The organism is Nocardia harenae NBRC 108248 (genome assembly GCF_001612885.1).
Classification (GTDB): Bacteria; Actinomycetota; Actinomycetes; order Mycobacteriales; family Mycobacteriaceae; genus Nocardia; species Nocardia harenae.
In genome coordinates, this window is sequence record NZ_BDBH01000005.1 from 99,651 (window position 1) to 122,823 (window position 23,173).

General features: G+C 72.3%; 24 protein-coding genes and 1 pseudogene. 14 read left to right on the forward strand and 11 right to left on the reverse strand.

Annotated features, from left to right (window positions below; genetic code table 11):
* Positions 1-38 precede the first annotated feature (38 nt).
* Positions 39-1,514: a DHA2 family efflux MFS transporter permease subunit gene (locus tag NH2_RS11975; protein ID WP_067652737.1), complete on the reverse strand. Its 1,476-nt coding sequence runs from the start codon at positions 1,512-1,514 to the stop codon at positions 39-41.
* An 86-nt stretch (positions 1,515-1,600) separates the two neighbouring features.
* Entirely contained in the window at positions 1,601-2,689 is a 1,089-nt protein-coding gene (locus tag NH2_RS30170) for a glycine betaine ABC transporter substrate-binding protein (protein WP_157103730.1), read from the reverse strand.
* A gap of 65 nt (positions 2,690-2,754) precedes the next feature.
* On the opposite strand from NH2_RS30170, the gene NH2_RS11985 reads away from it, so the two are divergent.
* The 4 genes from NH2_RS11985 to NH2_RS12000 are packed head-to-tail and all read left to right on the forward strand — an operon-like array spanning position 2,755 to position 6,209.
* Positions 2,755-3,759, forward strand: a complete 1,005-nt coding sequence (locus NH2_RS11985) for an ABC transporter substrate-binding protein (RefSeq protein WP_067652741.1) — start codon at positions 2,755-2,757, stop codon at positions 3,757-3,759.
* Between the two features lie 7 nt (positions 3,760-3,766).
* Positions 3,767-4,894: an ABC transporter ATP-binding protein gene (locus tag NH2_RS11990; RefSeq protein ID WP_067652743.1), complete on the forward strand. Its 1,128-nt coding sequence runs from the start codon at positions 3,767-3,769 to the stop codon at positions 4,892-4,894.
* Positions 4,894-5,538 carry an ABC transporter permease gene (locus NH2_RS11995; protein WP_067652745.1) on the forward strand — a complete coding sequence of 215 codons (645 nt, stop codon included), beginning with the start codon at positions 4,894-4,896 and terminating at the stop codon, positions 5,536-5,538. The genes NH2_RS11990 and NH2_RS11995 overlap by 1 nt, the downstream gene beginning before the upstream one ends.
* A complete protein-coding gene (locus tag NH2_RS12000; protein WP_067652747.1) occupies positions 5,535-6,209 on the forward strand; it encodes an ABC transporter permease in 675 nt (224 codons plus the stop codon). The genes NH2_RS11995 and NH2_RS12000 overlap by 4 nt, the downstream gene beginning before the upstream one ends.
* Before the next feature lies 1 nt (position 6,210).
* On the opposite strand, the gene NH2_RS12005 is transcribed toward NH2_RS12000, so the two are convergent.
* The 6 genes from NH2_RS12005 to NH2_RS12030 all read right to left on the reverse strand — a co-directional run bounded on the left by NH2_RS12005 (position 6,211) and on the right by NH2_RS12030 (position 11,987).
* Positions 6,211-6,627 (reverse strand): PIN domain nuclease, encoded by a 417-nt coding sequence (locus NH2_RS12005; protein ID WP_067652749.1) that lies wholly within the window; start codon positions 6,625-6,627, stop codon positions 6,211-6,213.
* Positions 6,624-6,875 (reverse strand): type II toxin-antitoxin system VapB family antitoxin, encoded by a 252-nt coding sequence (locus tag NH2_RS12010; protein ID WP_067652751.1) that lies wholly within the window; start codon positions 6,873-6,875, stop codon positions 6,624-6,626. Before NH2_RS12010 ends, NH2_RS12005 begins: the two co-directional genes overlap by 4 nt.
* Before the next feature lie 570 nt (positions 6,876-7,445).
* Positions 7,446-8,657 carry an NAD(P)-dependent malic enzyme gene (locus tag NH2_RS12015; protein WP_174552825.1) on the reverse strand — a complete coding sequence of 404 codons (1,212 nt, stop codon included), beginning with the start codon at positions 8,655-8,657 and terminating at the stop codon, positions 7,446-7,448.
* A gap of 479 nt (positions 8,658-9,136) precedes the next feature.
* Positions 9,137-10,762, reverse strand: a complete 1,626-nt coding sequence (locus NH2_RS12020; RefSeq protein WP_067652753.1) for an FAD-dependent oxidoreductase — start codon at positions 10,760-10,762, stop codon at positions 9,137-9,139.
* Between the two features lie 107 nt (positions 10,763-10,869).
* Entirely contained in the window at positions 10,870-11,136 is a 267-nt protein-coding gene (locus tag NH2_RS12025) for a hypothetical protein (protein WP_067652755.1), read from the reverse strand.
* Positions 11,133-11,987, reverse strand: a complete 855-nt coding sequence (locus tag NH2_RS12030; RefSeq protein ID WP_067652757.1) for a PHP domain-containing protein — start codon at positions 11,985-11,987, stop codon at positions 11,133-11,135. The genes NH2_RS12025 and NH2_RS12030 overlap by 4 nt, the downstream gene beginning before the upstream one ends.
* Before the next feature lie 62 nt (positions 11,988-12,049).
* Between NH2_RS12030 and NH2_RS12035 the strand changes: the two genes are divergently transcribed.
* Positions 12,050-13,126 carry a magnesium and cobalt transport protein CorA gene (locus NH2_RS12035; protein ID WP_067652759.1) on the forward strand — a complete coding sequence of 359 codons (1,077 nt, stop codon included), beginning with the start codon at positions 12,050-12,052 and terminating at the stop codon, positions 13,124-13,126.
* On the opposite strand, the gene NH2_RS12040 is transcribed toward NH2_RS12035, so the two are convergent.
* From NH2_RS12040 to NH2_RS12050, 3 genes are read right to left on the reverse strand one after another with little or no spacing between them, the layout of a single operon-like run.
* The gene (locus NH2_RS12040) at positions 13,123-13,704 is read right to left on the reverse strand and encodes a suppressor of fused domain protein (RefSeq protein ID WP_067652761.1); all 582 of its coding nucleotides are present in this window, start codon (positions 13,702-13,704) and stop codon (positions 13,123-13,125) included. The genes NH2_RS12035 and NH2_RS12040 overlap by 4 nt on opposite strands.
* 2 nt (positions 13,705-13,706) lie before the next feature.
* Positions 13,707-14,198: a YflT domain-containing protein gene (locus NH2_RS12045; RefSeq protein WP_067652763.1), complete on the reverse strand. Its 492-nt coding sequence runs from the start codon at positions 14,196-14,198 to the stop codon at positions 13,707-13,709.
* A 12-nt stretch (positions 14,199-14,210) separates the two neighbouring features.
* Positions 14,211-15,167, reverse strand: a complete 957-nt coding sequence (locus tag NH2_RS12050) for an HpcH/HpaI aldolase/citrate lyase family protein (RefSeq protein ID WP_067652765.1) — start codon at positions 15,165-15,167, stop codon at positions 14,211-14,213.
* Positions 15,168-15,243: 76 nt separating this feature from the next.
* On the opposite strand from NH2_RS12050, the gene NH2_RS12055 reads away from it, so the two are divergent.
* From NH2_RS12055 to NH2_RS12095, 9 genes and pseudogenes are all read left to right on the forward strand, one after another.
* Positions 15,244-16,533, forward strand: a complete 1,290-nt coding sequence (locus NH2_RS12055) for a magnesium transporter MgtE N-terminal domain-containing protein (RefSeq protein WP_067652767.1) — start codon at positions 15,244-15,246, stop codon at positions 16,531-16,533.
* A gap of 64 nt (positions 16,534-16,597) precedes the next feature.
* Entirely contained in the window at positions 16,598-17,212 is a 615-nt protein-coding gene (locus NH2_RS12060) for a DUF1003 domain-containing protein (RefSeq protein ID WP_157103773.1), read from the forward strand.
* Positions 17,213-17,296: 84 nt separating this feature from the next.
* On the forward strand, positions 17,297-18,658 hold the full coding sequence (locus tag NH2_RS12065; RefSeq protein ID WP_245650536.1) for a lytic transglycosylase domain-containing protein: 1,362 nt from the start codon (positions 17,297-17,299) through the stop codon (positions 18,656-18,658).
* Between the two features lie 151 nt (positions 18,659-18,809).
* Positions 18,810-19,703 (forward strand): lytic transglycosylase domain-containing protein, encoded by an 894-nt coding sequence (locus NH2_RS12070; protein ID WP_067653513.1) that lies wholly within the window; start codon positions 18,810-18,812, stop codon positions 19,701-19,703.
* Between the two features lie 20 nt (positions 19,704-19,723).
* Positions 19,724-20,860: an Mrp/NBP35 family ATP-binding protein gene (locus NH2_RS12075; protein ID WP_067652773.1), complete on the forward strand. Its 1,137-nt coding sequence runs from the start codon at positions 19,724-19,726 to the stop codon at positions 20,858-20,860.
* Between the two features lie 26 nt (positions 20,861-20,886).
* Positions 20,887-21,165, forward strand: a pseudogene (locus NH2_RS28710) (DivIVA domain-containing protein); the annotation flags it as partial.
* 266 nt (positions 21,166-21,431) lie between these two features.
* A complete protein-coding gene (locus NH2_RS12085; RefSeq protein WP_067652775.1) occupies positions 21,432-22,034 on the forward strand; it encodes a DNA-3-methyladenine glycosylase I in 603 nt (200 codons plus the stop codon).
* A 113-nt stretch (positions 22,035-22,147) separates the two neighbouring features.
* On the forward strand, positions 22,148-22,315 hold the full coding sequence (locus NH2_RS12090; protein ID WP_011211259.1) for a DUF3117 domain-containing protein: 168 nt from the start codon (positions 22,148-22,150) through the stop codon (positions 22,313-22,315).
* On the forward strand, positions 22,302-23,162 hold the full coding sequence (locus NH2_RS12095) for a putative RNA methyltransferase (RefSeq protein ID WP_245650537.1): 861 nt from the start codon (positions 22,302-22,304) through the stop codon (positions 23,160-23,162). Before NH2_RS12090 ends, NH2_RS12095 begins: the two co-directional genes overlap by 14 nt.
* The last annotated feature ends 11 nt before the right edge of the window (positions 23,163-23,173 follow it).

Consider the following 23,173-nt stretch of genomic DNA (forward strand, 5'->3'; position numbering starts at 1 on the left):
GAGGCGAAGGGCAACTGCGCGGCGGCGCGGTCGAGACCTCAGGCGGCGGTGCCCGCCGGTTCCGCCTCCTTGACCGGCCCGGGGCCGGCAGCACTGCGCTCGTGCCGGACGAAGAGCGCCGAGGCGACGACGCCGATGAGCAGCACCCCGGCGGGAAGCAGGATGGATTCCGAGAGCGCGGTGCTGAATTTGTCCCGCACGAACTCGGGCACCGGCCCGCCCATCCCCTCGGCGGCGGGCCCGCCACCGAGCCCGGCCGCCGTGATCCGCGCCGAGATCAGCGCGGAGATGGCCGCGCTGCCGAGCACCGACCCCACCTGGCGGGTGGTGTTGTAGATCCCGGCGCCCGCCCCGGCCTGCTGCACCGGCAGGTTGTGCGTGGCGGTCGAGGCCAGCGGCGCCCAGATGCAGGCATTGGAGAACCCGGCCAGCACACCGGCGACCATGAACAGGTACAGCGGGCTGTCCGGCGTCATGATGGCGGCGATCCAGAACAGCGCCACCGCGAAGAGCGAGAAGCCGACGGTCGGCACCACCCGCGGGTGCAGCCGGTCGGAGAACCGCCCGATCACCGGGGCCAGGATGCCGGTCGCGATCGCCATCGGGGCGAAGATCAGCGCCGAGCGGGTCGGCGAGAGCTCGCGCACCGCCTGCAGGTAGAAGTAGGCGGGCACCATGAACGCGGTCACCGCCGCGCCCATGGCCGCGATCGCCAGGTTGGAGAAGGCGAAGTTGCGGTCCTTGAACAGCCCGAGCGGCACCAGCGGCTCGCCGGTATTGCGCGACTGGTTCCAGAGGAAGAAGGCCAGGACCACGAGCCCGGCGCCGATCATGGTCCAGATCAACCAGTCCCAGTCCCTGGTATTGCCCTCCTGGATCCCGAAGACCAGCAGGAACATGCCGATCGCGCTGAGCACGACGCCGGGGATGTCGAAGCGGTGCCGGTTGGTCGGCAGCGCCGGCACCAGCCACACGGCCAGCGCGAAGGCGATGATGCCGACCGGCACGTTGACGAAGAAGATCCACTCCCAGCCGAGGCCGTCGACCAGCACGCCGCCCAGGATCGGGCCGACCAGCGTGGCCAGCCCGGCCACGCCGCCCCACAGCCCCATGGCGGCGCCGCGCTTGTCCGGCGCGAAGGTGCGGGTGATGACCGCCATGGTCTGCGGCGTCATGAGCGCGGCGCCGATGCCCTGCACGGCGCGCGCGGCGATCAGCATGCCGATGGTGCCGGAGAAGCCGCACCAGAGCGAGGCGGCGGTGAAGACCGCGAGCCCGATCAGGTACAGGTTCTTGGGGCCGAAGCGGTCGCCGAGGCGGCCGGTGATGAGCAGCGGTACCGCGTAGGTGAGCAGGTAGGCGCTGGTCACCCAGATCACCGAGGAGATCTCGGCGTTCAGCTCCGCCATGATGGCCGGGTTGGCGACCGCGACGATCGTCATGTCCAGCAGGATCATGAAGAAGCCCACCACCATGGCAAGCAGCGCATGCCACGGATTGCGGGTTTCGGACATCAGGAGCTCCTCGTTCGGGGCGTGCCGAATACTCCAGGCGGAATATACGCCTGGGCAACGATCGGGCGCGATCGGTTATTCCGCCGTCAGAGCGCGTGCGCGTCCAGCCAGCTCCTGGCCAGGTCGGCGGGGTTCTCCCCGGCCTCGGCGCGCTGCACCAGCGCGGTCAGTTCTTCGGTGGTGAGCTCGCCCGCGACCTGGTTGAGGCGCTCGCGGCCGCGGTCGTCGATGACGCCGTCGCGGAAGATCGGGACGACGTTCTCCGCGAGGAGGGTTTCGGCGTCGGCGAGTGCGGTCAAACCGGCGGTGGCGTCGGCGGGCACCGGGCCGGCCAGGATGCCCGCCTGGATCCGGCCCTCCAGGAGCGCGGCGCGCAGGGCGGCGGGGTCGGCGAAGCGTTCGGTGGTGACGAAGGTGCAGTTCGGAAGGGTTTCGGGCGGGGCGGGGTCGAGCAGGCCGGGGGCGGGAGCCAAACCGCCGGTGCGGCCCGCGCAGGCGGCGGCCGTCGATTCGGCGAGGTTGTCGCGGCGAGCGGTCTCGGTGGTCACCAGGAGCCGCGGGCGCAGGTCGGTGCCGTCGGCGGGGTCGGAGATGACGAGGCCCTGCGGGAGGGAGCGGGCCAGCGCGGCGGTCGCGTTCCGCGCCGGGTCGACGGGGTTTTTCGGGGCGCCGGCATCGGTCGCGGGGGGTGCGCCGGAACCGGGCGAATCGTCGCCGGGCACCGGCGCGTCACCTCCGGGCGCGGACGGCGCGCCAGGGGCGGGCCGGTCGCCACCGGGCGCAGGCGTGCCACCTGCGGGCGGCGCGCCGGGTGCGGGCGTGTCTCCCGGCGCGTTCGCGCTGAGCGCGGTGGCGTCGAAGAAGCGGGTCAGGGCGCCGGTGTGGTCGGCGAGCAGGTCGACGGCGCCGGAGTCGAGCGCGTCCAACCGCGCCGCGCGATCACCGGGCGCGGGCGCGACCACCGCCGCAATCCCCCCGCGGGAGAGCGCACCGGCGTAGATCTCGGCGAGCACCGCCGACTCCGCGGTGTCCCCCGCCCCGACCGTGACCGCGGGCTCCCCCGTCCCGCCCCCACAGGACACGGCGGCGAGCGCGACCAGCGCCAAGAGCGAGCACCGCGCCCGGCTTCGAGCGCGCGGCACCGCACCCCTGCGCACCCACGCGGGCAACTCCATTCTGCGACACCAACTCTCTCCAGCCGACGCGAACCCCGCCGAGCGGGCAGTATGGACTATCGGCAATGTACCGGGGCAGCCCGGCAGCGCCGCCGCCCCGTACCCGGACGCAAAGGACTCCCGTGCTTTCGACTTCTGCTCACCGGATCCTCACCGCCGCGCTCGCCGTGCCGGTCGCCGCGACGCTCGCGGCCTGCGGCGGCAACTCCGACCCGCTCTCCGGCGGCGGCAGCTGCGAGGGCGATGCCATCACCGTCGGCTCGGCCAACTTCCCCGAGTCCGAGACGGTCGCCGAGATCTACGCGGAGGCGCTGCGGGTCAACGGCTTCCAGGTGGACACCAGGCTCAATATCGGCAGCCGCGAGGCCTATATCCCGGCGCTGCGCGACTGCTCGGTCTCGGTGGTGCCCGAGTACACCGGCAACCTGCTCCAGTACCTGCAGCCCGACGCGACCGCCACCAGCCCCGCGGATGTGGAGTCCGCGCTGGCGGGCGCGCTCGGCGACCAGCTGGCGCTCGGCACCCCGGCCCCGGCCCAGGATTCGGACGCCGTCGTGGTCACTAGGGCCACCGCGGACCGCTGGAACCTGCGCTCGATCGGCGACCTGGCCGCGTACTCGGCCGAGATCACCTTCGGCGCGCCCGCCGAGTTCGCCGAGCGCCCGGGCGGGCTGCCCGGCCTCGCCAAGAACTACGACGTCGATATCCCCGCGGACAGGTTCGTCCCGATCGCCGACGGCGGCGGCCCCGCCACCGTCCGTGCCCTGGTGGACGGCCAGGTGACCGCGGCCAATATCTTCACCACCTCGCCCGCCATCGCGCAGAACAACCTGGTTGTGCTCGAAGACCCGAAGCAGAACTTCCCGGCGCAGAACGTGGTGCCGCTGCTGAACGCGGCCAAGAAGACCGACCCGCTGGTCGCCGCGCTGAACGCCGTCTCGGCCAAGCTCACCACCGCGGAGCTCATCGAGCTGAACACCGCCGTCTCCGGCGACGCCAAGACCGAGCCCAAGGCCGCGGCGGCCGCGTGGCTCGCCGAGCAGGGGCTGAACCAGAAGGCGGGCGGCTGATCCCACCGTGTCCGACATCGAATTCCGCGACGTCAGCAAGACCTACCCGGACGGCACGCACGCCGTCTCCGGGCTGGACCTGGCCATCGAGTCCGGCTCGTTCACGGTATTCGTCGGGCCGTCCGGCTGCGGCAAGACCACCTCCATGCGCATGATCAACCGGATGATCCGCCCCACCTCGGGCACGATCACCGTGGGCGGTGACGATATCGCCGGGGTCGACCCGGTGCGGCTGCGCCGCGGCATCGGCTACGTGATCCAGGGCGGCGGGCTGCTCCCGCACCGCACGGTCGTCGACAATGTGGCGACCGTGCCGGTGCTGCGCGGCACCTCGCGCAGGCAGGCGCGGGCGGCGGCGCTGGAGGTGCTGGACCGGGTCGGGCTGGATCGGCAGCTCGCGCAGCGCTATCCGGCGCAGCTCTCCGGCGGGCAGCAGCAGCGGGTCGGGGTGGCGCGGGCGCTGGCCGCCGACCCGCCGGTGCTGCTCATGGACGAGCCGTTCAGCGCCGTCGACCCGGTGGTCCGGGCCGAGTTGCAGGCCGAGATGCGCCGCCTGCAGGGCGAATTGAGGAAGACCATCGTCTTCGTCACGCACGATATCGACGAGGCCATCACGCTCGGCGACCGGATCGCGGTGTTCGGCCGCGGCGGCGTGCTGCAGCAGTACGATGCGCCGCGCACCGTGCTGGCCCAGCCCGCCACCGATTTCGTGGCCGGGTTCGTCGGGCGCGACCGCGGCTACCGCGGGCTCTCCTTCCGCAGCGCGGAGCGGGTGCCGCTGCGCGATCTCGCCACGGCCACCGAGGCCGAGGCGCCGAAGCTGGAGCCGGGCCCCGGCGAGTGGGTGCTGATCACCGGGAAGGGCGGTGCCCCGGTCGGCTGGCTGGACGCGGGCGGCGCCGCCGGGCTGCGGGCCGGGCGCGAGCTCGCCGAGAGCATGACGGCGGGCGGCTCGCTCTTCGTGGTCGGCGGCGACCTGCGGCAGGCGCTGGACGCGGCCATCTCCGCACCCGCCGGCGTCGGCGTCGCGGTGGACGATTCCGGCGCGGTGCGCGGCGGGATCAGCGCCGACGACGTGCTCGCCCTGCTGGCCGAGCAGCGCGCGGCCGAGGATTCCGCGCGCGCGGAGGCCTGATGCGCTATCTCCTCGACAATGCGAGCGAGGTCTGGGGCTACACCAGGGAGCACCTGTACCTCGCGCTGATCCCGCTGCTGGTGGGGCTGGTGATCGCGGTCCCGGTGGGGACGCTGGTACGCCGGGTGCCGTGGCTGCGGCGGGTGACCGTCACGCTCTCCGGGCTGGTGTACACGGTGCCGTCGCTGGCGCTGTTCGTGATCATTCCGCCGATCGTCGGGATCGCGACCATCGACCCGCTGAACGTCATCATCGCGCTCACCCTCTACTCCACCGCCCTGCTGGTGATCGCGGTGCCCGCGGCGCTGGACTCGGTGCCCGCCGCGGTGCTCGACTCGGCCGACGCCGTCGGCTTCGGCCCGCTGCGCCGCACGCTCACCGTCGACCTGCCGCTCGCGCTCCCGGTCTTCGTCTCCACACTGCGGGTCGTGGTGGTCACCAATATCGCCATGGTGTCGGTGGGCGCGCTGGTCGGCGTCGGCGGGCTCGGCAAGCTCTTCACCCAGGGGTACCAGCGGGACTACCCCGACGAGATCATCGCCGGGATCGTCGTCACGCTGGTGCTCGCCCTGATCTTCGACCGGCTGGTGTACCTGCTCGGGCGGGCCGCGACGCCCTGGGTCGCGAAGGGGGCCTCCTCGTGAATCTCTTCCTGGATGCCTGGCAGTACTTCACCGACCCGGACAACTGGGGCGGCCCCGCCGGGATCGATCAGCGGCTGCTGCAACACCTCTGGTACAGCGCGCTCGCCATCGGGCTCTCCGCGCTGATCGCGGTGCCGCTCGGGCTCGCCGTCGGGCACTACCGGCGCGGTGCCGCGGTGCTGGTCGGCTTCGCCAACGCCATGCGCGCGCTCCCCACCCTCGGCCTGCTCACCTTCCTGGTCCTGCTCATGGGGCTCGGGCTGATCCCGCCGCTGCTCGCCTTGATCACCGTGGGTATTCCGCCGCTGCTCGCCGGGGCGTACGCGGGGATCGCCAATGTGTCCCCGGAGGTGTTAGACGCCTCGCGTGCCATGGGGATGACGGAGTTCCAGGTGCTGTTCCGGGTCGAGGTGCCGAACGCGCTCCCGGTGCTGCTCACCGGGGTACGCGGGGCCACGTTGCAGGTGGTCGCCACCGCAACCATCGCCGCCTACGTGAACCTCGGTGGGTTGGGGCGGTACATCTTCGACGGGATCGGGTTGCACCGCTACGACCGGGTGCTGGTCGGGGCCATTCTGGTCGCGGTGCTGGCGATGGTCCTGGACGGGCTGCTCGCGCTCGCGGTCTGGGCCGGGGCGCCGGGGACCGGGCGGTTGCGCCGCCGTACCTGACTCAGTCGGCGGTGCCGGGCTCGACGACCCATTCGGCTCGCAACGCACTCACCGAGGAAATCATGTCGAAGTCGCCGTCGTAGTGCAGAACCGTGGCTCGGTGCCGCTCGGCCGTAGCTGCGATAAGGACGTCGGCCAACGACAGTGCTCGGTGAAAACCGGCGTTGAGCGCCAGTGCCTGAATCTCGAGCGCGCGCTCGAATTCCTCGTCATTGCAGGTCAGGTAGTCGAATCCGCGGAGCAGAGTGCGCAAACGCAGCGCCTCGGGCTTGCCGCGCGCCGAATACAGCACCTCGTATTCGGTGGGGGCACACACCGCGAGGAGCCCCGCGTGGTCCAGCGCATCGAGTCGCTGCCGCACCGCGGGCGTGCTGCGGCGAGCCAGCGCGGACTTGTCGACCAGGTAGCGCCCCCTCACGCCACCGAGGCTCCGTCGCCGCGATCGAGGGAGCCGTCCGGCTTCCGCGGCCCGGTCTTGGACCGGATCTCCGCGAACACATCCTCGAACTCACCCTCGTCCATGGCATCGAAGAGCTCCCGCCGCAACCGCAGCTTCACGCCCTCGGCCATAGCCGCCCGCACCGCTGCCGCCTTGGTCGTCACCCCGTACACCCGCATCGCCTGCTCGACGATCTCCTCGTCCAGATCGATGACAGTCCTGGCCATTGCTCACCCTCCCTCTTCGGCGATATCAATTCTGTTCATGAAATGATATCGCATAGCGTCGGCGGTCGAACACCGGAAAACCGATGGGCATCGTGCTGCGGACCGCGAGCAGCTCGGCCATCGCGAAAGCACGTGTCGAGGACTACGAGCGAACCCTCCGCCGCCGCGGCCGGACCACGTCCGAAACCCCGCCCCGGAGGCCGGGAGGGTAGGCCCGATCCCTCCTCGGCGATGCCGATCCTCATGGATCTCATGCTCGGGCGATGGAGCTCCCCGTCAGCGGAATGCCGAGGTGTCGTAGACAACCCGGACATCCCACCACGGGCAGGTCCCGGCCCTCGTCCCCACGGCGTGCACGCCGATGACCCCCGACTCGACCGGCGCCGGGTGCGGACCGCCCGGGCAGGCGACCCGCACGATGGTCGCGCCCCTGGCCCGTGCTGTTCGTACCGCATCGTGTCGGACAGCGACGGCGTCGGCGCCTTCGGCGCCTGGCTGCGAATCACGCCCTGAAAACAGAACTCCCGCCCGAAGCAAAAACCTCGAGCGGGAGTTCCGGCAAAAAAGAAATCAGGCGACGCCCTCGGCGCGGGCAGCGGCGGCGACCGCCTCGGCGACGGCGGGGGCGACCCGCGGGTCGAGCGGGCTGGGCACGATCTTCTCCGGCCCCAGCTCGTCCGCGACGACACCGAGAATGGCGTTGGCGGCGGCGATCTTCATGCCCTCGGTGATCCGGCGCGCGCCCGCGTCCAGCGCGCCCTTGAAGACGCCGGGGAAGGCGAGGACGTTGTTGATCTGGTTCGGGAAGTCGCTGCGGCCGGTGGCCACGATCGAGGCGTACTTGCGCGCCACGTCGGGGTGGATCTCCGGGTCCGGGTTGGACATGGCGAAGACGATCGACTCCGGCGCCATGGAGGCGATGAGCTCCTCGGCGATGAGCCCGGCGGAGAGCCCGAGGAAGACGTCGGCGCCGGCCAGCGCCTCGGCGGCGCCGCCATTCAGCCCGCGCGGGTTGGTGCGGCCCGCGAGTTCGGACTTGATGGCGTTCAGGTCGCTGCGCTCGCGGCTCACGATGCCCTTGGAGTCGAGCACGGTGACGTCCGCGACACCGGCCGCGAGCATGATGTTCGTGCACGCGACGCCGGCCGCGCCCGCACCGGAGACGACCACCTTGAGGTCGGCGATATCCCGGCCCTGGACCCGGGCGGCGCCGTTCAGCGCGGCGAGCACCACGATGGCGGTGCCGTGCTGGTCGTCGTGCATGACGGGGCAGTCGAGCGCCTCGATCACGCGCTGCTCGATCTCGAAGCAGCGGGGGGCGGAGATGTCCTCCAGGTTCACCGCGCCGAAGCTCGGGCGCAGCCGGACCAGGGTCTCGACGATCTCGTCGACATCCTTGGTGTCCAGCACGATCGGGATGGAGTTCAGGTCGGCGAACTTCTTGAACAGCGCCGCCTTGCCCTCCATGACCGGCAGCGAGGCGCGCGGGCCGATATCGCCGAGGCCGAGCACCGCGGTGCCGTCGCTGACCACGACCACCAGCCGGTCGGTCCAGGTGTAGCGCTTGGCGAGCGCCTCGTCCTGCGCGATCGCGCGGCTCACCTGGGCGACGCCGGGGGTGTAGGCGATCGACAGATCCCGCTGGGTCTCCAGCGGGGACGAGAGCTCCACGGAGAGCTTGCCGCCGAGGTGGCCTGCGAAGATTTCGTCGTGGGTGATCGCAGAAAGGCTGGCCGCGTCGTCGGCGCTGCGGTCCGCGGTGGCATTCGGTGCGTCAGTCACAGGTGACACGATTTCACTCCTGCTTGGTGCGTGGCTAGACCGGAAAACGGTTACCGCCGGGTATCCGGTATGAGGTGTCTCACGGGGCTCATCGATGCCGCTACCGGCCCATTTCGGACTGGTTGTGATTTTCGTCACGCAGCAGTGGATACCGGCGAGTACCGGGCGGGCGGAACGAGAGCGCGGAGCCGGACGGGGTCATCCGGACCTGAGATCGATACTGATCCACGTGGTGCGACGGTACGTCGCGCGACGGGGCCAGCGGGATATCCGAACCCGGCGGTGGCACAGGAGCGGAATCCGACCCATTGTGCCAGCCGGGCTCCCCCGCCGCCAAACCGGTGCTCCCCGACAACCTCACCCTGCGAGCGTAGGCGGCCGGAATTACCTGGACGTGAGCAAAGGCTGGCCGTTCGCCGGACGGCCGCGGTGAGCAATCCCGCCGCGCCGACGCCGCCCCGGTGAGCACCGTCGGCGCATCACGCCGTCGGCGGCAGCGCGGCGGCGCCGAGCGGCGGCTCGACGGCACGCGGACGCCGGGCGCCGAGCCGGGCGATATCCGAGCCGGCGAGCGGGTCGGTACGCAGCCAGACCGCGTCGAGCCCGCCCGTCCGGATGCGGACGAGCCCGCTCGGCGCGGCGTCGGGGTGGTCGGTGCGGCGATGTAACCCCCGGCTCTCGGCGCGGGCCAGCGCGGCGTGCGCACTCCACCGCGCGGCAGCCAGCAGCGCGACGGCCTGGCGCGAGCGCAGCGCCCCCGCACCGCTTCCCCCGAGCTCGAAACGGGCGGCGGGCCAGAGCGCGTCCAGCTCGGCGACGGTATCCCGCAGCGTGCCCGCGCTGCGCCAGTAACTGCGGCGCGGCGGAACGGTGTGCTCGCGCACCGAGCCGACCACCGCGCGCGGGTCGAAGCGGCACACCGAGCGCAGCCCGGCGGGCACCGGCCCCGACCCCTGCGGCACCCGCACCGGCACCGGCCCGCCGACCCCGGCGAACAGCGCGGCCCCCGCCCCCGCCCACACCCCGGAGGCGATCGCCCACGCCCCGCCGTGCCCGCCACCGGCCCCGACCACCCCCTCGCGCGAGGTGACGTCGCCCGCGGCGAAGAGCCCGGGCACGGTGGTGGCGCCGTCGCGCGCGGTCACCAGCCCGCCCGCGCCGAGCACGGTGCCGTGCAACACCGGCCGCAGCGGCACCCGGCCCTGCTGGTCGAGCACCCGGTAGCGCAGTACCTGCCTGCGCGCGGCGGCGGAGAGCGCGGCGGTGCGGGCGAAGACGCCGCGGCCACCGGCCAACGCCTCGAAGAGCGCGGCCCCGGCGACCGGAGCGCCGGTGCGATCGTGCAGCGCGGCGCCGTGCAGCGGCGAGCCCGCGCCGAGCCCGAAGGGCGCGCCGCCCATGGCAGGCGCGAGGGCGTAGGCGCCCGCGAACTCCATGCCGGAGAGCTCGGCGCCCACCTCGGCGCCGAAGAGCAGCCCGTCGCCGGTATCGACCTCGGTGCCGGGCGCGCCGGAGCCGAAGGCGCAGCCGCCGGTGGCGAGCACGACGGCCCGCGCGCTCGCCGTCCACGGCCCGGAGCGGGTGCCGGTGCGCAGCCCGGCGGCCGCGCAGACCACGCCGTCGGCGTCGGTGAGCAGCCGCAGCGCGGGGTGGTTGTCGCGGATCACCACGCCGAGCGCGAGCGCGTAGCGGCGCAGCGCCCGCAGGTACATGACCCCGCTGACCCGCACCCGGGCGGGCAGCGGCCCGCCGGGACCGGCCGGGTCGTCCTCGCCCGCGACGACGCTCGGCACCGGCGTGGTCCTGAGCCCGCGGTGCGCGAGCCGGGTGAGCCGTCGGTAGCTCTCCTCCAGCACGGCGTGCACCAGCGCGGCATCGCCGAGCCCGGCCCCGTGCGCGAGCGCCGCGCCCACCGCATCGGCCCGCCCCGACCCCGGCGGCGCCGCCCAGAGCGCGGTGCTCCCGGCCGCGGTCGGCCCGGCGGCGCCGCAGCGCGCCTTGTCGGCGAGCACGACGCGGGCACCGGCCCTGGCCGCCGCGATCGCGGACCAGAGGCCGGCGGGTCCCCCACCGAGGACGAGCACATCGGTCTCGAAGGCCTCCACGGAAAACAATGTTCGGGCACAGTTCACCGACCCGCAACCATTGGGACCACGGCCGAAGGGTGTGTCGTAGCCGCACCGTGACCCGCGTTACGAAAGAGCCGGGAAGGCTATCCCCACCACTGCGTCCACAGCAACCACCCGGCTGCCGCGAACACCACCAGCGCGGCCCCGAACACCGGGACGCCCCACTTCCGATCAGCGAACACCTGCGCCACCACGACGACCACCGCGAGCCCGAGGTGCCAGGCCAGCGACTCCCCGCCGGGGCCGGGGAAACCGCGCCGCCCGGCCAGCACCGCGGCGCCGAGCACCACCAGCGCCAGCACCACCACCCCGGCCGCGACCGTGCCGCTCAGCCCGCGCAGCAGCCTCACGGCGCGATCACCTCGGTGCCGGTCGCCGCCGCCACCAGCTTCTCGAACTGCGCGGGCTCGGTGGTGCAGGCCCCGAGCGCCACGGTCTTGTTCGCGCCGTGGTAGTCCGACGAGCCGGTGCAGAGCAGCCCGAGCTCGGCGGCGAGCTCGCGCAGCAGCGCGCGGTCGGCGGCAGGGTGGTCGGGGTGGTCGACCTCGAGCCCGCCCAGCCCGAGCCCGGCCAGGTCGCGGATCTCGTCGAGGTCGAGCAGCCTGCCCCTGGCCCGCGCCCTGGCGTGCGCGACCACGCTGACCCCGCCCGCGGCCGCGATCATCGCGACCGCGCGGCGCAGCGGGGTGTCGGCCTTCTCCGCGTAGTAGGGGCCGTCGGGGGCGAGCAGGTGCCGGAAGGCGGCGTCGACGGTGGGCACGACGCCCGCCTCGACCAGGGCGCGGGCCAGGTGCGGGCGCCCGGCCGCCGGGCCGGCCGCGGCGAGCACCGCCTCCGGCTCGATGGGCAGCCCGTCGGCCGCCATCCGCTCGGCCATGGCGCGCAGCCGCTGCACCCGTTCGCCGCGCAGCCGCTCGCGCTCGGCGGCGAAGCCGGGGTCGGCGGGGTCGAAGAGGTAGGCGAGCAGGTGGGTGGCGACCGGGTCGCCGTCCTCCCCCAGCCCGACGCAGGACAGCTCCATGCCGCGCACCAGGGCCAACCCCGGCGGCCGCGCCGCCTCCGCCGCGGCCCAGCCGGAGGTGGTGTCGTGATCGGTGAGGGCGACGACGTCCAGCCCCGCGGCCGCGGCATTGCGCATCAGTTCGGCGGGTGAGTCGGTGCCGTCGGATGCCGTGGAGTGGGTGTGGAGATCGATGCGCACGCATCACAGTGTTCCAGCTGCGCACTCCGCCACTCGCGGAGCGTGGGCCGTAGCATCGTCCGGTGCCTACCATTCCGCCGCTGCCCTTCCGCGGCCGCGGCACCGGGTCCTCGCCCGCCGTCCACCGGGTGCCGGTCCCGACCGCGCGCGCCATCGTCGACTGCGCCGTCTACGTGAACGGCGAGCGGCTGCCCGGCCGCTTCACCCACCAGAGCGCGCTGGCCGAGGTGCGCAGCCGCGGCACCGGCTTCGTCTGGATCGGGCTGCACGACCCGGACGAGAGCCAGATGCGCGATGTCGCCGATGCCTTCGGGCTGCACCAGCTGGCCGTCGAGATCGCCACCGAGCGGCACCACCGCCCCAAGCTGGAGCGGTACGACGACACCCTGCTGCTGGTGCTGCGCACGGTGCAGTACGTCGAGCACGACCTGCACAGCGTCAGCGAGATCGTGGAGACCGGGCAGATCGTGGTCTTCACCGCGAAGGAGTTCGTGCTCGCGGTGCGCAGGGGCGAGCACTCCGGGCTGGTCGAGCTGCGCCGCACGCTGGAGGCGAGCCCGGCGCAGCTGGCGCTCGGCCCCGGCGCGGTGCTGCACGCCATCGCGGACAAGATCGTGGATTCCTACACCGAGGTGGCGCAGTCCATCGAGGAGGACATCGACGAAATGGAGGAGGAGGTCTTCACCCCGCGCAGCCGGGTCGGCATCGAGTCGATCTACCAGCTCAAGCGCGAGGTGGTGGAGCTGCGCCGGGCGGTGAACCCGCTGGCCGCGCCGCTCCAGCTGCTCAGCCGCAACACCGACCTCCCGGTGCCCAAGGAGGTGCGCCGCTACCTGCGCGACGTCGCCGACAACCACACCTCGGTCGCCGAGCGCATCAACGACTTCGACGACGCGCTGAGCGCGCTGATCAGCGCCGCGCTGGCCAAGGTCGGGGTGCAGCAGAACACCGACATGCGCAAGATCTCGGCCTGGGTCGCCATCGCCGCGGTGCCGACCATGATCGCCGGGATCTACGGCATGAACTTCGACCACATGCCGGAGCTGCACCAGACCTGGGGTTATCCGGCGGTGTGGGTGGTGATCGTGCTCAGCTGCAGCCTGCTCTACGTGAACTTCCACCGGAACAACTGGCTCTAGAGCTGGGCCACCCCGCGGTTCGGGTCGCGCACGTCGATCCCGGCCTCGGCCCACGCCTCGCGCAGCGCCTCGGCCCCGCGCAGCCGCACCCAGGCCGCCTCGGTGGCGGTCACCGGGGTCACCGTCAGGTAGTGCACCGGCTCCGCCGGTTCGTCCAGCTCGACCTCCGGGATATCGCTCGCGCCGAGCAGCACGGCGGTGAAGGGCGCACCCCGCCAGATCGGCTCGCTCAGGTCGAGCAGCGCGTCGGCCCGCAGGATCACGCCCTCCACCGCGGGCGAGGCGGCGAGCACGCCGAGCGTGCGGGCCAGCCCGGTGGCGGCGCCGAGCCCGGCGTGCAGGGTGAGCGTGAGCTCGGCGCGCGGGCCGCGCACCGGGTCGGCGAGCAGGTCGTTCGGGTCGCCCATGGGGTGCCGGGACCCGCCGAGCGTGAGGTAGTGCACATACTCACCGGCGACCAGCCGCAGGATCTCGATCGGCTCCAGGCCGAGAAAGGTCACCGAGGCCGAGTCGACCCCGGTGCGGTCCGCGCCGAAGTGCCCGAGCACGCCGGAGCGGACCCGTTCGATCACATCCATGCTCAGATCGCCAGCCGCGCCAGCATGTCCCTGGCCTGCTCGGCCGCCTTGGGATCGCAGAGCACGTCGTAGCGCCCGGCCACCAGCTGCATGGTGGAGGCGAAATCGCGCTGGCCGCGGGTGGCGGCGTAGGGAATCGAGGTGGAGATCACCCCGAACACGATGCCACCCAGCAACCCGACCAGCAGCGGGCCGATGGCGCCGCCGGTGGTGAAGAGGCTGAGCAGCAGGCCGAGGAAGAGCCCGAGCCAGGCGCCGCTCACCACGCCGCCGCCGATCACCTTGCCCCAGTTCAGCCGGTAGAGCACCCGCTCCACCTGCATGAGGTCGACGCCGACGATGGTCACGTTCTGCACCGGGAACTGGTTGTCGGCCAGATAGTCCACGGCCCGCTGCGCCTCGGCGTAGGTCGGGTAGGAGCCGACCGGCCAGCCCGACGGCGGGGTGGGCAGGCCCTGCCCACCCCGGCCGGGATTCCCCAGGGGATTCGTCATGTCCCCATTGTGCTATTTCGCCGCGGACTCCGGCGGGGTGAAACGCGTCGTCGGCGTCATTCCCGCGGCCCTGCCCTGCTCCGCGACCACCTGCGCCATCTTGGCGCTGGCCTCGTCGATCATCTCGTCGCCGAGCATGACGGCGCCGCGCGCGCCGCCATCGGCCGAGGTGTGGAAGGCGTAGGCCGCCAGGATCTCCTCGGCCCTGTCGTACTCGGCCTGGCGCGGGCTGAAGATCTCGTTGGCCGCGTCGACCTGGGTGGGGTGCAGCACCCATTTACCGTCGAAGCCGAGCGCGGCGCTGCGCGCGGCCGCCCGCCGGAAGCCCTCGAGGTCGCGGATCTGCAGGTAGGGGCCGTCGATCGCCTGCAACCCGTGCGCGCGGGCGGCGAGCAGGATGGTCATCAGGATGTGGTGGTAGGCGTCGCCCGGCGCGTACCCCTCCGGCTGCTCGCCGACGACGAGGGTGCGCATCCGGATGCTGGCCATGAAGTCGGCCGGGCCGAAGACCAGGGTCTGCACCCGCGGACTGGCGGTGGCGATCTCGTCGATATTGCGCAGCCCGATGGCGTTCTCGATCTGCGGCTCGATGCCGATCCGCCCCGGCTCCAGCTGGTGCGCCTGCTCCAGCTGGGTGAGCAGCAGGTCGAGCGCGCGCACCTGGCCGCCGTCGGTGACCTTGGGCAGCAGGATGGCGTCGAGCTGCGAGCCCGCGCCCTCCACGACGGTGATCACATCGGCGTAGGTCCACGGCGTGGTCCAGTCGTTCACCCGGACCACGCGCAGCTGCCCGCCCCAGCCGCCCTCGTTCAGCGCGGCGACGATGGTGGCGCGCGCCGCGGCCTTGGCGACCGGCGCGACGGCGTCCTCCAGGTCGAGGAAGACCTCGTCCACCGGGAGCCCCTTGGCCTTGGCGATCATCTTGGGATTGCTGCCGGGTACGGCGAGCACGGAACGGCGCGGCTTCATGAACCCTCTCCTGTCGTCGGCTCAGCTGCCGTGGCGCGACGCGGAGCCCGAGCGCGGAACCTCTAGCCTGACAGGCATGGCAGCTACCAGGGTGTACGTCGCCCGGCTCGCCGGTCTGGCGGTGCTGGGACCGGACGGGGAGTCTATCGGCAGGGTGCGCGACGTGGTGGTCGCCGTCCGCTACGACCGGCAACAGCCCAGGGTGCACGGGCTGGTGGTGGAGCTGCCGACCCGGCGGCGGATCTTCGTGCCCATGCTCCGGGTGACCGCGATCGAGCCCGGCGTCGTCACGCTGAACACCGGGACGGTGAGCCTGCGCCGCTTCACCCAGCGCCCCGGCGAGCTGCTCGCCATCGCGCAGATCGTGGACTCCTCGGTCCGGGTGCACGACTCCGACCTGCCCGACCTCGACGACGTCGACGTGCTCGTGGTCGACCTCGGGATCGAGCTCACCCGGACCAGGGACTGGCGGGTCACCCGGGTGGCGGTGCGCGGGCACCGCAGGCTCGGCAGGCGGCGCGCCGTGCACGTGGTCGACTGGGTGCGGGTCACCGGCCTCACCCCGTACGAGATCGGCAGGCCGGGGCAGGACGTCACCCAGCTGCTCGAGCAGTTCGAGGGGCTGCGCGCCGCCGACGTCGCGCAGCTGCTGCGCGAGCTGCCGGAGAAGCGCCGGGTCGAGGTGGCCGAGGCACTGGACGACGAGCGCCTCGCCGACGTCGTCCAGGAGCTCTCCGACGACGACCAGGTGCGGCTGCTCGGCAAGCTGGAGGTGGGCAGGGCCGCCGACGTGCTGGAGGCCATGGACCCGGACGACGCCGCCGACCTGCTCGGCGAGCTGGAGACCGGCGAGCGGGAGTCGCTGCTCGCGCTCATGGACCCGCAGGAGTCCGAGCCGGTGCGCAGGCTGCTACAGCACTCCCCGGACACCGCGGGCGGCCTCATGACGCCGAAGCCGGTGATCCTCACCCCGGCGACCACCGTCGCCGAGGCGCTCGCCCGGGTGCGCAACCCGGACCTCACCCCCGCGCTGGCCTCCATGGTCTTCGTGGTGCGCCCGCCCACCTCGACCCCCACCGGCCGCTACCTCGGGTGCGTGCACCTGCAGGCGCTGCTGCGCGAGCCGCCCGCACACCTGATCGGCGGCATGCTCGACTCCGCGCTCTCGCCCCTGCTGCCCGACATGTCGCTCTCCGCGGTCACCAGGTACTTCGCCACCTACAACCTGGTCTGCGGCGCCGTCGTCGACGCGGAGAACCATCTGCTCGGCGCGGTGAGCGTGGACGACATCCTCGATCACCTGCTCCCGGAGGACTGGCGCGACCAAGAGGAACTACCGGAAGGGGTCGCGAGCAGTGACCGATGACAGCCTCGTCCGCACGGTCCCGAACGCGGGCGGCAGCCGCCCGCCCAGCTCGGCCCGGCAGCGGCTGGAGACCCCGGTCGCCGGCGGCCGCTTCCGCATCGACTGGGACTCCGACGCGCTGGCCAGGGGCAGCGAGCGGATCGCGCGCTTCCTCGGCACCGGCCGCTACCTGGCGATCCAGACCCTCATCGTGGTGGTCTGGGTGCTGCTCAATGTGTTCGTCCTCGCGCTGCGCTGGGACCCGTACCCCTTCATCCTGCTCAACCTGGCCTTCTCCACCCAGGCCGCGTATGCCGCGCCGCTGATCCTGCTGGCGCAGAACCGGCAGGACAACCGCGACCGGGTCTCGCTGGAGGAGGACCGGCTGCGCGCCGCCCAGACCAAGGCCGACACCGAGTTCCTGGCCAGGGAGCTGGCCGCGCTGCGGATCGCCGTCGGCGAGGTTGCCACCCGCGACTACCTGCGCCGGGAGCTGGACGAGATGCGCGAGGCGCTGGACCGCATCGCCGCCGCCGCGGGCGGCACAGCGGACACCGCGGCCGTTGCCCGAAACCAGGGACGATCCGGGAAGCCGGTCAAAGCGAATCGCAAGAAGAGTGCCGCGCGCACGCCGGCGCCGCCACCCGAACCGGAGGAGCACGTCGAAGACGATCTCGGGAATCGACCGACAACGTTCTGACCGGTGGGTAACCTGGATACCGTTGTCCAGAGCAGCTGAAGGGAAGGGGATGTCCCGGACAGTTGCTCCCATGACGATAGATTGGTGAGTGATCACGTGCGCAAATCTGCCCCGATCACAGTGTCACTACTGGTAGCAGCGGGTTTGGCGTCCGTCGGCTCCGGGTCGATGGTCTCGGCCCGCGATGTCGGCGATGCGGGCGAAGCGCTCCTGGTGGGGTCGACCGACGCCGCCACGGATGCCGCCGGCGATCCGTCCCAGACACCGCAGTCCCGTATTGTCGGCCTGCTTCCGCTCGACAACACCGGGATTGCGCGCGAATTGCGGGCGGTTGTCCCGCCGGCGGATGGTGCGGTTCCGGTGGGTGGTGGTCCGGTGTTGCGGAGTATCGCGTTGCCGGCCGGGTCGGGGTTGCTGGGTGTTCCGGAGGTGGTGCTGGCGGCGTATCGGAATGCGGAGTTGGCGTTGGCGTCGGCGCAGCCGGGGTGTGGGGTGTCGTGGAATTTGCTGGCGGGGATCGGGCGGATCGAGTCGGGGCATGCGGGTGGGGGTCGGACGGATGCGGCGGGGACGACGGTGTCGCCGATCTTCGGTCCGGCGTTGGATGGGTCGTTGCCGGGTAACGAGGTGATCGCGGCGGCGGGTGGGGGGTTCGTGCGGGCGGTGGGGCCAATGCAGTTCCTACCGTCGACGTGGGCGTTGTACGCGGCGGATGGCAATGGGGACGGAGTGTCGGATCCGCACAATGTGTTCGATGCGGCGTTGGGGGCGGGGAAGTATCTGTGTAGCGGGGGGTTGGATCTGCGGGATCGGGCGCAGGAGTTGCGTGCGGTGTTGCGGTACAACAATTCGATGTCGTACGCGGCGGATGTGTTGTCCTGGTCGGCGGCGTATCGGACGGGTGGGTCGCCGTCGGCGGGGCGGGTGTCGCCGGAGGCGATCGCGCCGGGGTCGGGGGGCTGGGGCACCGCGCCCGGCGTGCTCGCCGCCTCCGCGCCCGGCACCACGGTCCCGGCCGCGATCCCCGGGCCGGAGGGCCTGCCGCTGGAGGATCCCGCTCCCGCCACGACCAGCGCCCCGGTGCCCGAGCCGATGATCACCATTCCCGGGCTGCCGCCGATCCCGTGCGGCATCTTCTGCCCGCCCGCCCAGCCGCAGGGCCGCACCCTGCCGCAGCCCGGGCCGCAGCCGCCGCAGGGCGAGAACCTGCCCCAACCCGGGCCGCATGGCCCGCAGGGCCAGAACCTCCCGCAGCCGGGGCCGCCCGCACCGCAGGGCGAGACGCCGCCGGGACCGGAGTGCCCGCTCGGCCCGGACGGACAGCCGCAGGTGTGCGGCCCGGACGGTCTGCCGGTCGCCCCGGCGCCGGACCCGGCGGCCCCGCCGCCCGGGCTGGTGCTGCCGTTCGGGATCACCATCCCGCTGCCCGCCCCGCCCGTGCCGTGATCGGCAGAAACCGCCGATCACAATCGGATCACGAATAAACCTCCAGCTCAGGCCGGTTAAACACGAAGCGCATCACGAAGGGGTAACAAAAACATCTCGGCTGCGGTAGCCTCTGATCGTCCGAGCGTCGAGCATGGAGGGTCAGCGCACCGTGGGGCGTCACCGTAAGCAGCAAACCGCGTCCTTCAAGCGCAGCTCGGTGCTCGCGCTCACCGGCCTGGTACCGGCCGGGCTCGCGGCCGTCACCGCGACCACGGACGTCAGCCCGGCGGCCGTCGCGCAGCACCTGCCGAACCCGCGCGACCTGCTGAACAACGAGCAGGGCGACGTGCTGGAGCCGGAAACCTCGGCCCCCGACGCGGCCGAGGTCGTCGGCGCCCAGCCGGTCGCCGCGGTGGCCACCGTCGAGCACGCCATGGCCAAGCCCGCCGCGCCCCCCGTGGTCAAGACGGTGGCACTGGCCGGTGACCGGGTGCAGTCCGATCTGCCCTCCGGCTCGCTCGGCATCCCCGGTATCGCGATCGCGGCCTACCAGAACGCCGAGGCCCGGCTCGCCGTCGAGAACCCGAACTGCCACATGGGCTGGTCCACCCTGGCCGGGATCGGCCGGGTCGAGTCCACGCACGTCTTCGGCGGCAAGGCCGACAGGGACGGGAACCCGCTCAAGCCGGTGTACGGCCCGGCGCTGGACGGCTCGCTCTACGGCAACAATGTCATCCGCGACAGCGACGGCGGCGTGCTCGACAACCTCGGCGGGTACGACCGCGCCATCGGCCCCATGCAGTTCCTGCCGGAGACCTGGCACAGGTTCGCCGCCGACGGCAACAACGACGGCATCGCCGACCCGCAGAACCTCTTCGACGCCGCGCTCACCGCGGGCAAGTACCTCTGCCACGGCGGCCTCGACATGCGCGATCTCTCGCAGCAGACCAAGGCGATCCTGCGCTACAACAACTCCATGGCCTACGTCGCCAACGTCATGGCCTGGGCCAACTCGTACAACAGCAATGTCGCGCCCAAGCCCGCGGACCTGCCCCGCATCTGACCGCACTAGACTCGGTTCCCATGTCAGTGGTAACGGAAGCGGACGTGCGGGGCGCCCTCGCCAAGGTGGACGACCCGGAGATCCGCAAACCGATCACCGAACTGGGCATGGTGAAGAGCATCGGGGTCGCCGACTCGGGTGATGTGCACGTCGAGGTCTACCTCACCACCGCCGGTTGCCCGATGCGGACCGAGATCAGCCAGCGGGTGAGCCGTGCCGTCTCCGACGTTCCCGGCGTCGGCGCCGTCACCGTCGAGCTCGACGTCATGAACGACGAGCAGCGCACCGAGCTGCGCAAGTCGCTGCGCGGCGACTCCGCCGACCCGGTCATCCCGTTCGCCCAGCCCGGCTCGCTCACCCGGGTCTACGCCGTCGCCTCCGGCAAGGGCGGCGTCGGCAAATCCAGCGTCACGGTGAACCTGGCGGCCGCCATGGCGGCGCGCGGGCTCTCGGTCGGCGTGCTCGATGCCGATATCTACGGCCACTCCATCCCGCGCATGCTGGGCACCGACGCCCGCCCCACCCAGGTGGAGCGGATGATCATGCCGCCGATCGCGCACGACGTGAAGATGATCTCGATCGCGCAGTTCACCCAGGGCAATACCCCGGTGGTCTGGCGCGGCCCGATGCTGCACCGGGCGCTGCAGCAGTTCCTCGCCGACGTCTTCTGGGGCGATCTGGACGTGCTGCTGCTCGACCTGCCGCCCGGCACCGGCGACGTCGCCATCTCCATCGCCCAGCTCATCCCGAACGCGGAGATCCTGGTGGTCACCACGCCGCAGCCGGCCGCCGCCGAGGTGGCCGAGCGGGCGGGCGCCATCGCGCTGCAGACCAGGCAGCGGATCGCGGGCGTGGTGGAGAACATGTCCTGGCTGGACCTGCCGAACGGCGACCGGATGGAGCTCTACGGCTCCGGCGGCGGCCAGGCGGTGGCCGACCGGCTCACCCGCGCGGTCGGCGCCACGGTGCCGCTGCTCGGGCAGGTCCCGATCGAGCAAGCGCTGCGCGAATCCGGCGACGAGGGCACCCCCCTCGTGCTGCGCGACCCGGACAATCCGGCGGCCAAGGCGCTGCAGGAGGTCGCCGACAAACTGGCCGTGCGCAGGCGCGGGCTGGCCGGGATGTCGCTCGGCATCGACACCACCCGGCACCTGTAGTGCGGCCGCACCAATAGGCTCGGGGCATGCTCACGCTGCTGCTGTACGTGCTGATCGTCGGGCTGGTGGCCGCGGTGCTCTTCCTGCTGGCGGGTGCCGTCTTCGGCCGGGCCGAGGAACTCGGGCCGCTGCCCGAGGGGACGACCGCCACCGTGCTGCCCGCGGAGGACATCGCGGGCGCCGACGTGCGCTCGCTCCGCTTCCAGCAGGTGGTCCGCGGCTACAAGGCCAGCGAGGTGGATTGGGCGCTGGCCCGGCTCGCCGAGCGGATCGACGAACTCCAGCACGAGCTCGCACTGGCGCGCACCGGGCCGGACGGTCGGCCGATGCCGGAGGGCCCGCCCCGCGCGGGCACCACGCCGGACGGCCGGAGCGGTACGGGTCCGGGCTCGCAGCCCGCCGTACCCGCCGTCTCGCGCCCCGACACCGGGGAATTCCCGCCCCCACCCCGGAATGCGGTATTCCGCACCGGTGAATTCGCCGCGCCGGGCACCGGCGACATTCCGGCCGGAGTCCCCGGCCAACCCACCCGGCCCCGCCGGGTGCCCCGGCCCGGCGAATCGGGCAATTCGTGAGCGCGCCGCCCGACGACGGCCACCCCCGCTGCCCCTGGCCGCTCGGCTCCCAGCTCTACCTCGACTACCACGACAGCGAATGGGGCCGCATCCTGCACGGCGACGACGCGCTCTACGAGCGGATGTCGCTGGAGGCATTCCAGTCCGGCCTCTCCTGGATCACGATCCTGCGCAAGCGCCCCGCTTTCCGCGCCGCCTTCGCCGATTTCGCGATCGAACGGGTGGCCGAGTTCGGCCCGGCCGACGTGGAACGGCTGCTCGCGGACGCGGGCATCGTGCGCAATCGGGCGAAGATCGAGGCCACCATCGCCAATGCCAGGGTCGCGGCCGAGCTGGACGGCGGGCTGGACGCGCTGCTCTGGTCGTTCGCCCCGCCCGCCAGGCCGCGGCCGCGCACCGGCGCCGAGATTCCGGCCGTGACCCCGGAATCCACCGCCATGGCGCGCGCGCTGAAAAAGCGCGGATTCCGCTTCGTCGGCCCGACGACGGCATATGCCCTGATGCAGGCGGTAGGAATGGTGAACGACCATGTCGCGGACTGCTGGGTGCGGTTCGAGGACTCGTTTTCGAACTCACCTGTCCGAGAAGAAGCGGGATAGGGAAGAATAGAAGCCGGTGTATCTCGCCGATTGCCGGCGGGTGCGCCGGTTGGTGACAACTGGAGTTCCGAGAAGTGCGCGGGAATATCGCGCAGATCTGGAGGGAGCAGAGGATGGCGGCCATGAAGCCCCGTACCGGGGACGGTCCCCTCGAGGCAACCAAGGAAGGGCGTGGAATCGTCATGCGGGTTCCACTCGAGGGTGGCGGACGGCTGGTCGTCGAGCTCACACCGGATGAAGCGGCTGCACTCGGTGACGAACTGAAGAGTGTCACCAGCTAGCAGCGCGATACTCGCCGAGCTCGCCGAGGTGCTCGCGTGTCCGAATTGCGGACTCGCGCTCGCCGCCGCCGACCGCGCGCTGCGGTGCGGCAGCGGCCATGGTTTCGACCTCGCTCGCCAGGGATATGTCAGCCTGCTCACCGGTACCGCCACCCGGTTCACCGGTGATACGGCCGACATGCTCCTGGCTCGCTCCGATTTCCACGCGCGGGGTCATTTCGCCCCGGTCGCCGCGGCGGTCGCCACCGCCGCGGCGCCACCGGGGGGAAACGGTGTGCTGCTCGAAATCGGGGCGGGCAACGGCTACTTTCTCGGCGCGGCGCTCGATGCCGCGCCGGAAACCCGCGGTATCGCGCTCGACATCGCCAAGCCCGCCGTGCGCCGCGCCGCCCGCGCCCACCCGCGCGCCGCCGCCGTCCTCGCCGACGTGTGGCGCGGGCTCCCGCTCCGCCCGGCGGTGCTCGACACCGTGCTCACCGTCTTCGCCCCGCGCAACCCCGCCGAGGTCGCGCGGGTGCTCGCGCCCGAGGGGCGGTTCGTCGTGGCCACGCCCACCGAGCGGCACCTGGGCGAATTGATCGGCCCACTCGGGCTGGTCCGGGTCGACCCGGGCAAGGAGCGCAAACTCGCAGCAGCGCTCACCGCGGATTTCTCCGCGCTGGGAACCGAGCTCGTCGAGTACCCGATGGCACTGACCCGCGACGACGCCGCGCTCCTGGTGCACATGGGACCCTCGGCCTTCCACGCGGGCGAGGATACCGCCGCGAGGCTGGCCGCCCTTCCCGACCTGCTCGCGGTCACCGCCTCCGTCCGCATCGGCACCTACGCCCCGCGCCGAGCGGCCTGACTTCCCCCGCC

Bases quoted from the DNA above. Each gene is read 5' to 3' on its own strand.
- NH2_RS11975 (WP_067652737.1), bottom strand. From the start codon at position 1,514: ATGTCCGAAACCCGCAATCCGTGGCATGCGCTGCTTGCCATGGTGGTG.
- NH2_RS30170 (WP_157103730.1), bottom strand. From the start codon at position 2,689: ATGGAGTTGCCCGCGTGGGTGCGCAGGGGTGCGGTGCCGCGCGCTCGA.
- NH2_RS11985 (WP_067652741.1), top strand. From the start codon at position 2,755: ATGTACCGGGGCAGCCCGGCAGCGCCGCCGCCCCGTACCCGGACGCAA.
- NH2_RS11995 (WP_067652745.1), top strand. From the start codon at position 4,894: ATGCGCTATCTCCTCGACAATGCGAGCGAGGTCTGGGGCTACACCAGG.
- NH2_RS12010 (WP_067652751.1), bottom strand. From the start codon at position 6,875: ATGGCCAGGACTGTCATCGATCTGGACGAGGAGATCGTCGAGCAGGCG.
- NH2_RS12040 (WP_067652761.1), bottom strand. From the start codon at position 13,704: ATGGATGTGATCGAACGGGTCCGCTCCGGCGTGCTCGGGCACTTCGGC.
- NH2_RS12045 (WP_067652763.1), bottom strand. From the start codon at position 14,198: ATGACGAATCCCCTGGGGAATCCCGGCCGGGGTGGGCAGGGCCTGCCC.
- NH2_RS12050 (WP_067652765.1), bottom strand. From the start codon at position 15,167: ATGAAGCCGCGCCGTTCCGTGCTCGCCGTACCCGGCAGCAATCCCAAG.
- NH2_RS12055 (WP_067652767.1), top strand. From the start codon at position 15,244: ATGGCAGCTACCAGGGTGTACGTCGCCCGGCTCGCCGGTCTGGCGGTG.
- NH2_RS12075 (WP_067652773.1), top strand. From the start codon at position 19,724: ATGTCAGTGGTAACGGAAGCGGACGTGCGGGGCGCCCTCGCCAAGGTG.
- NH2_RS12090 (WP_011211259.1), top strand. From the start codon at position 22,148: ATGGCGGCCATGAAGCCCCGTACCGGGGACGGTCCCCTCGAGGCAACC.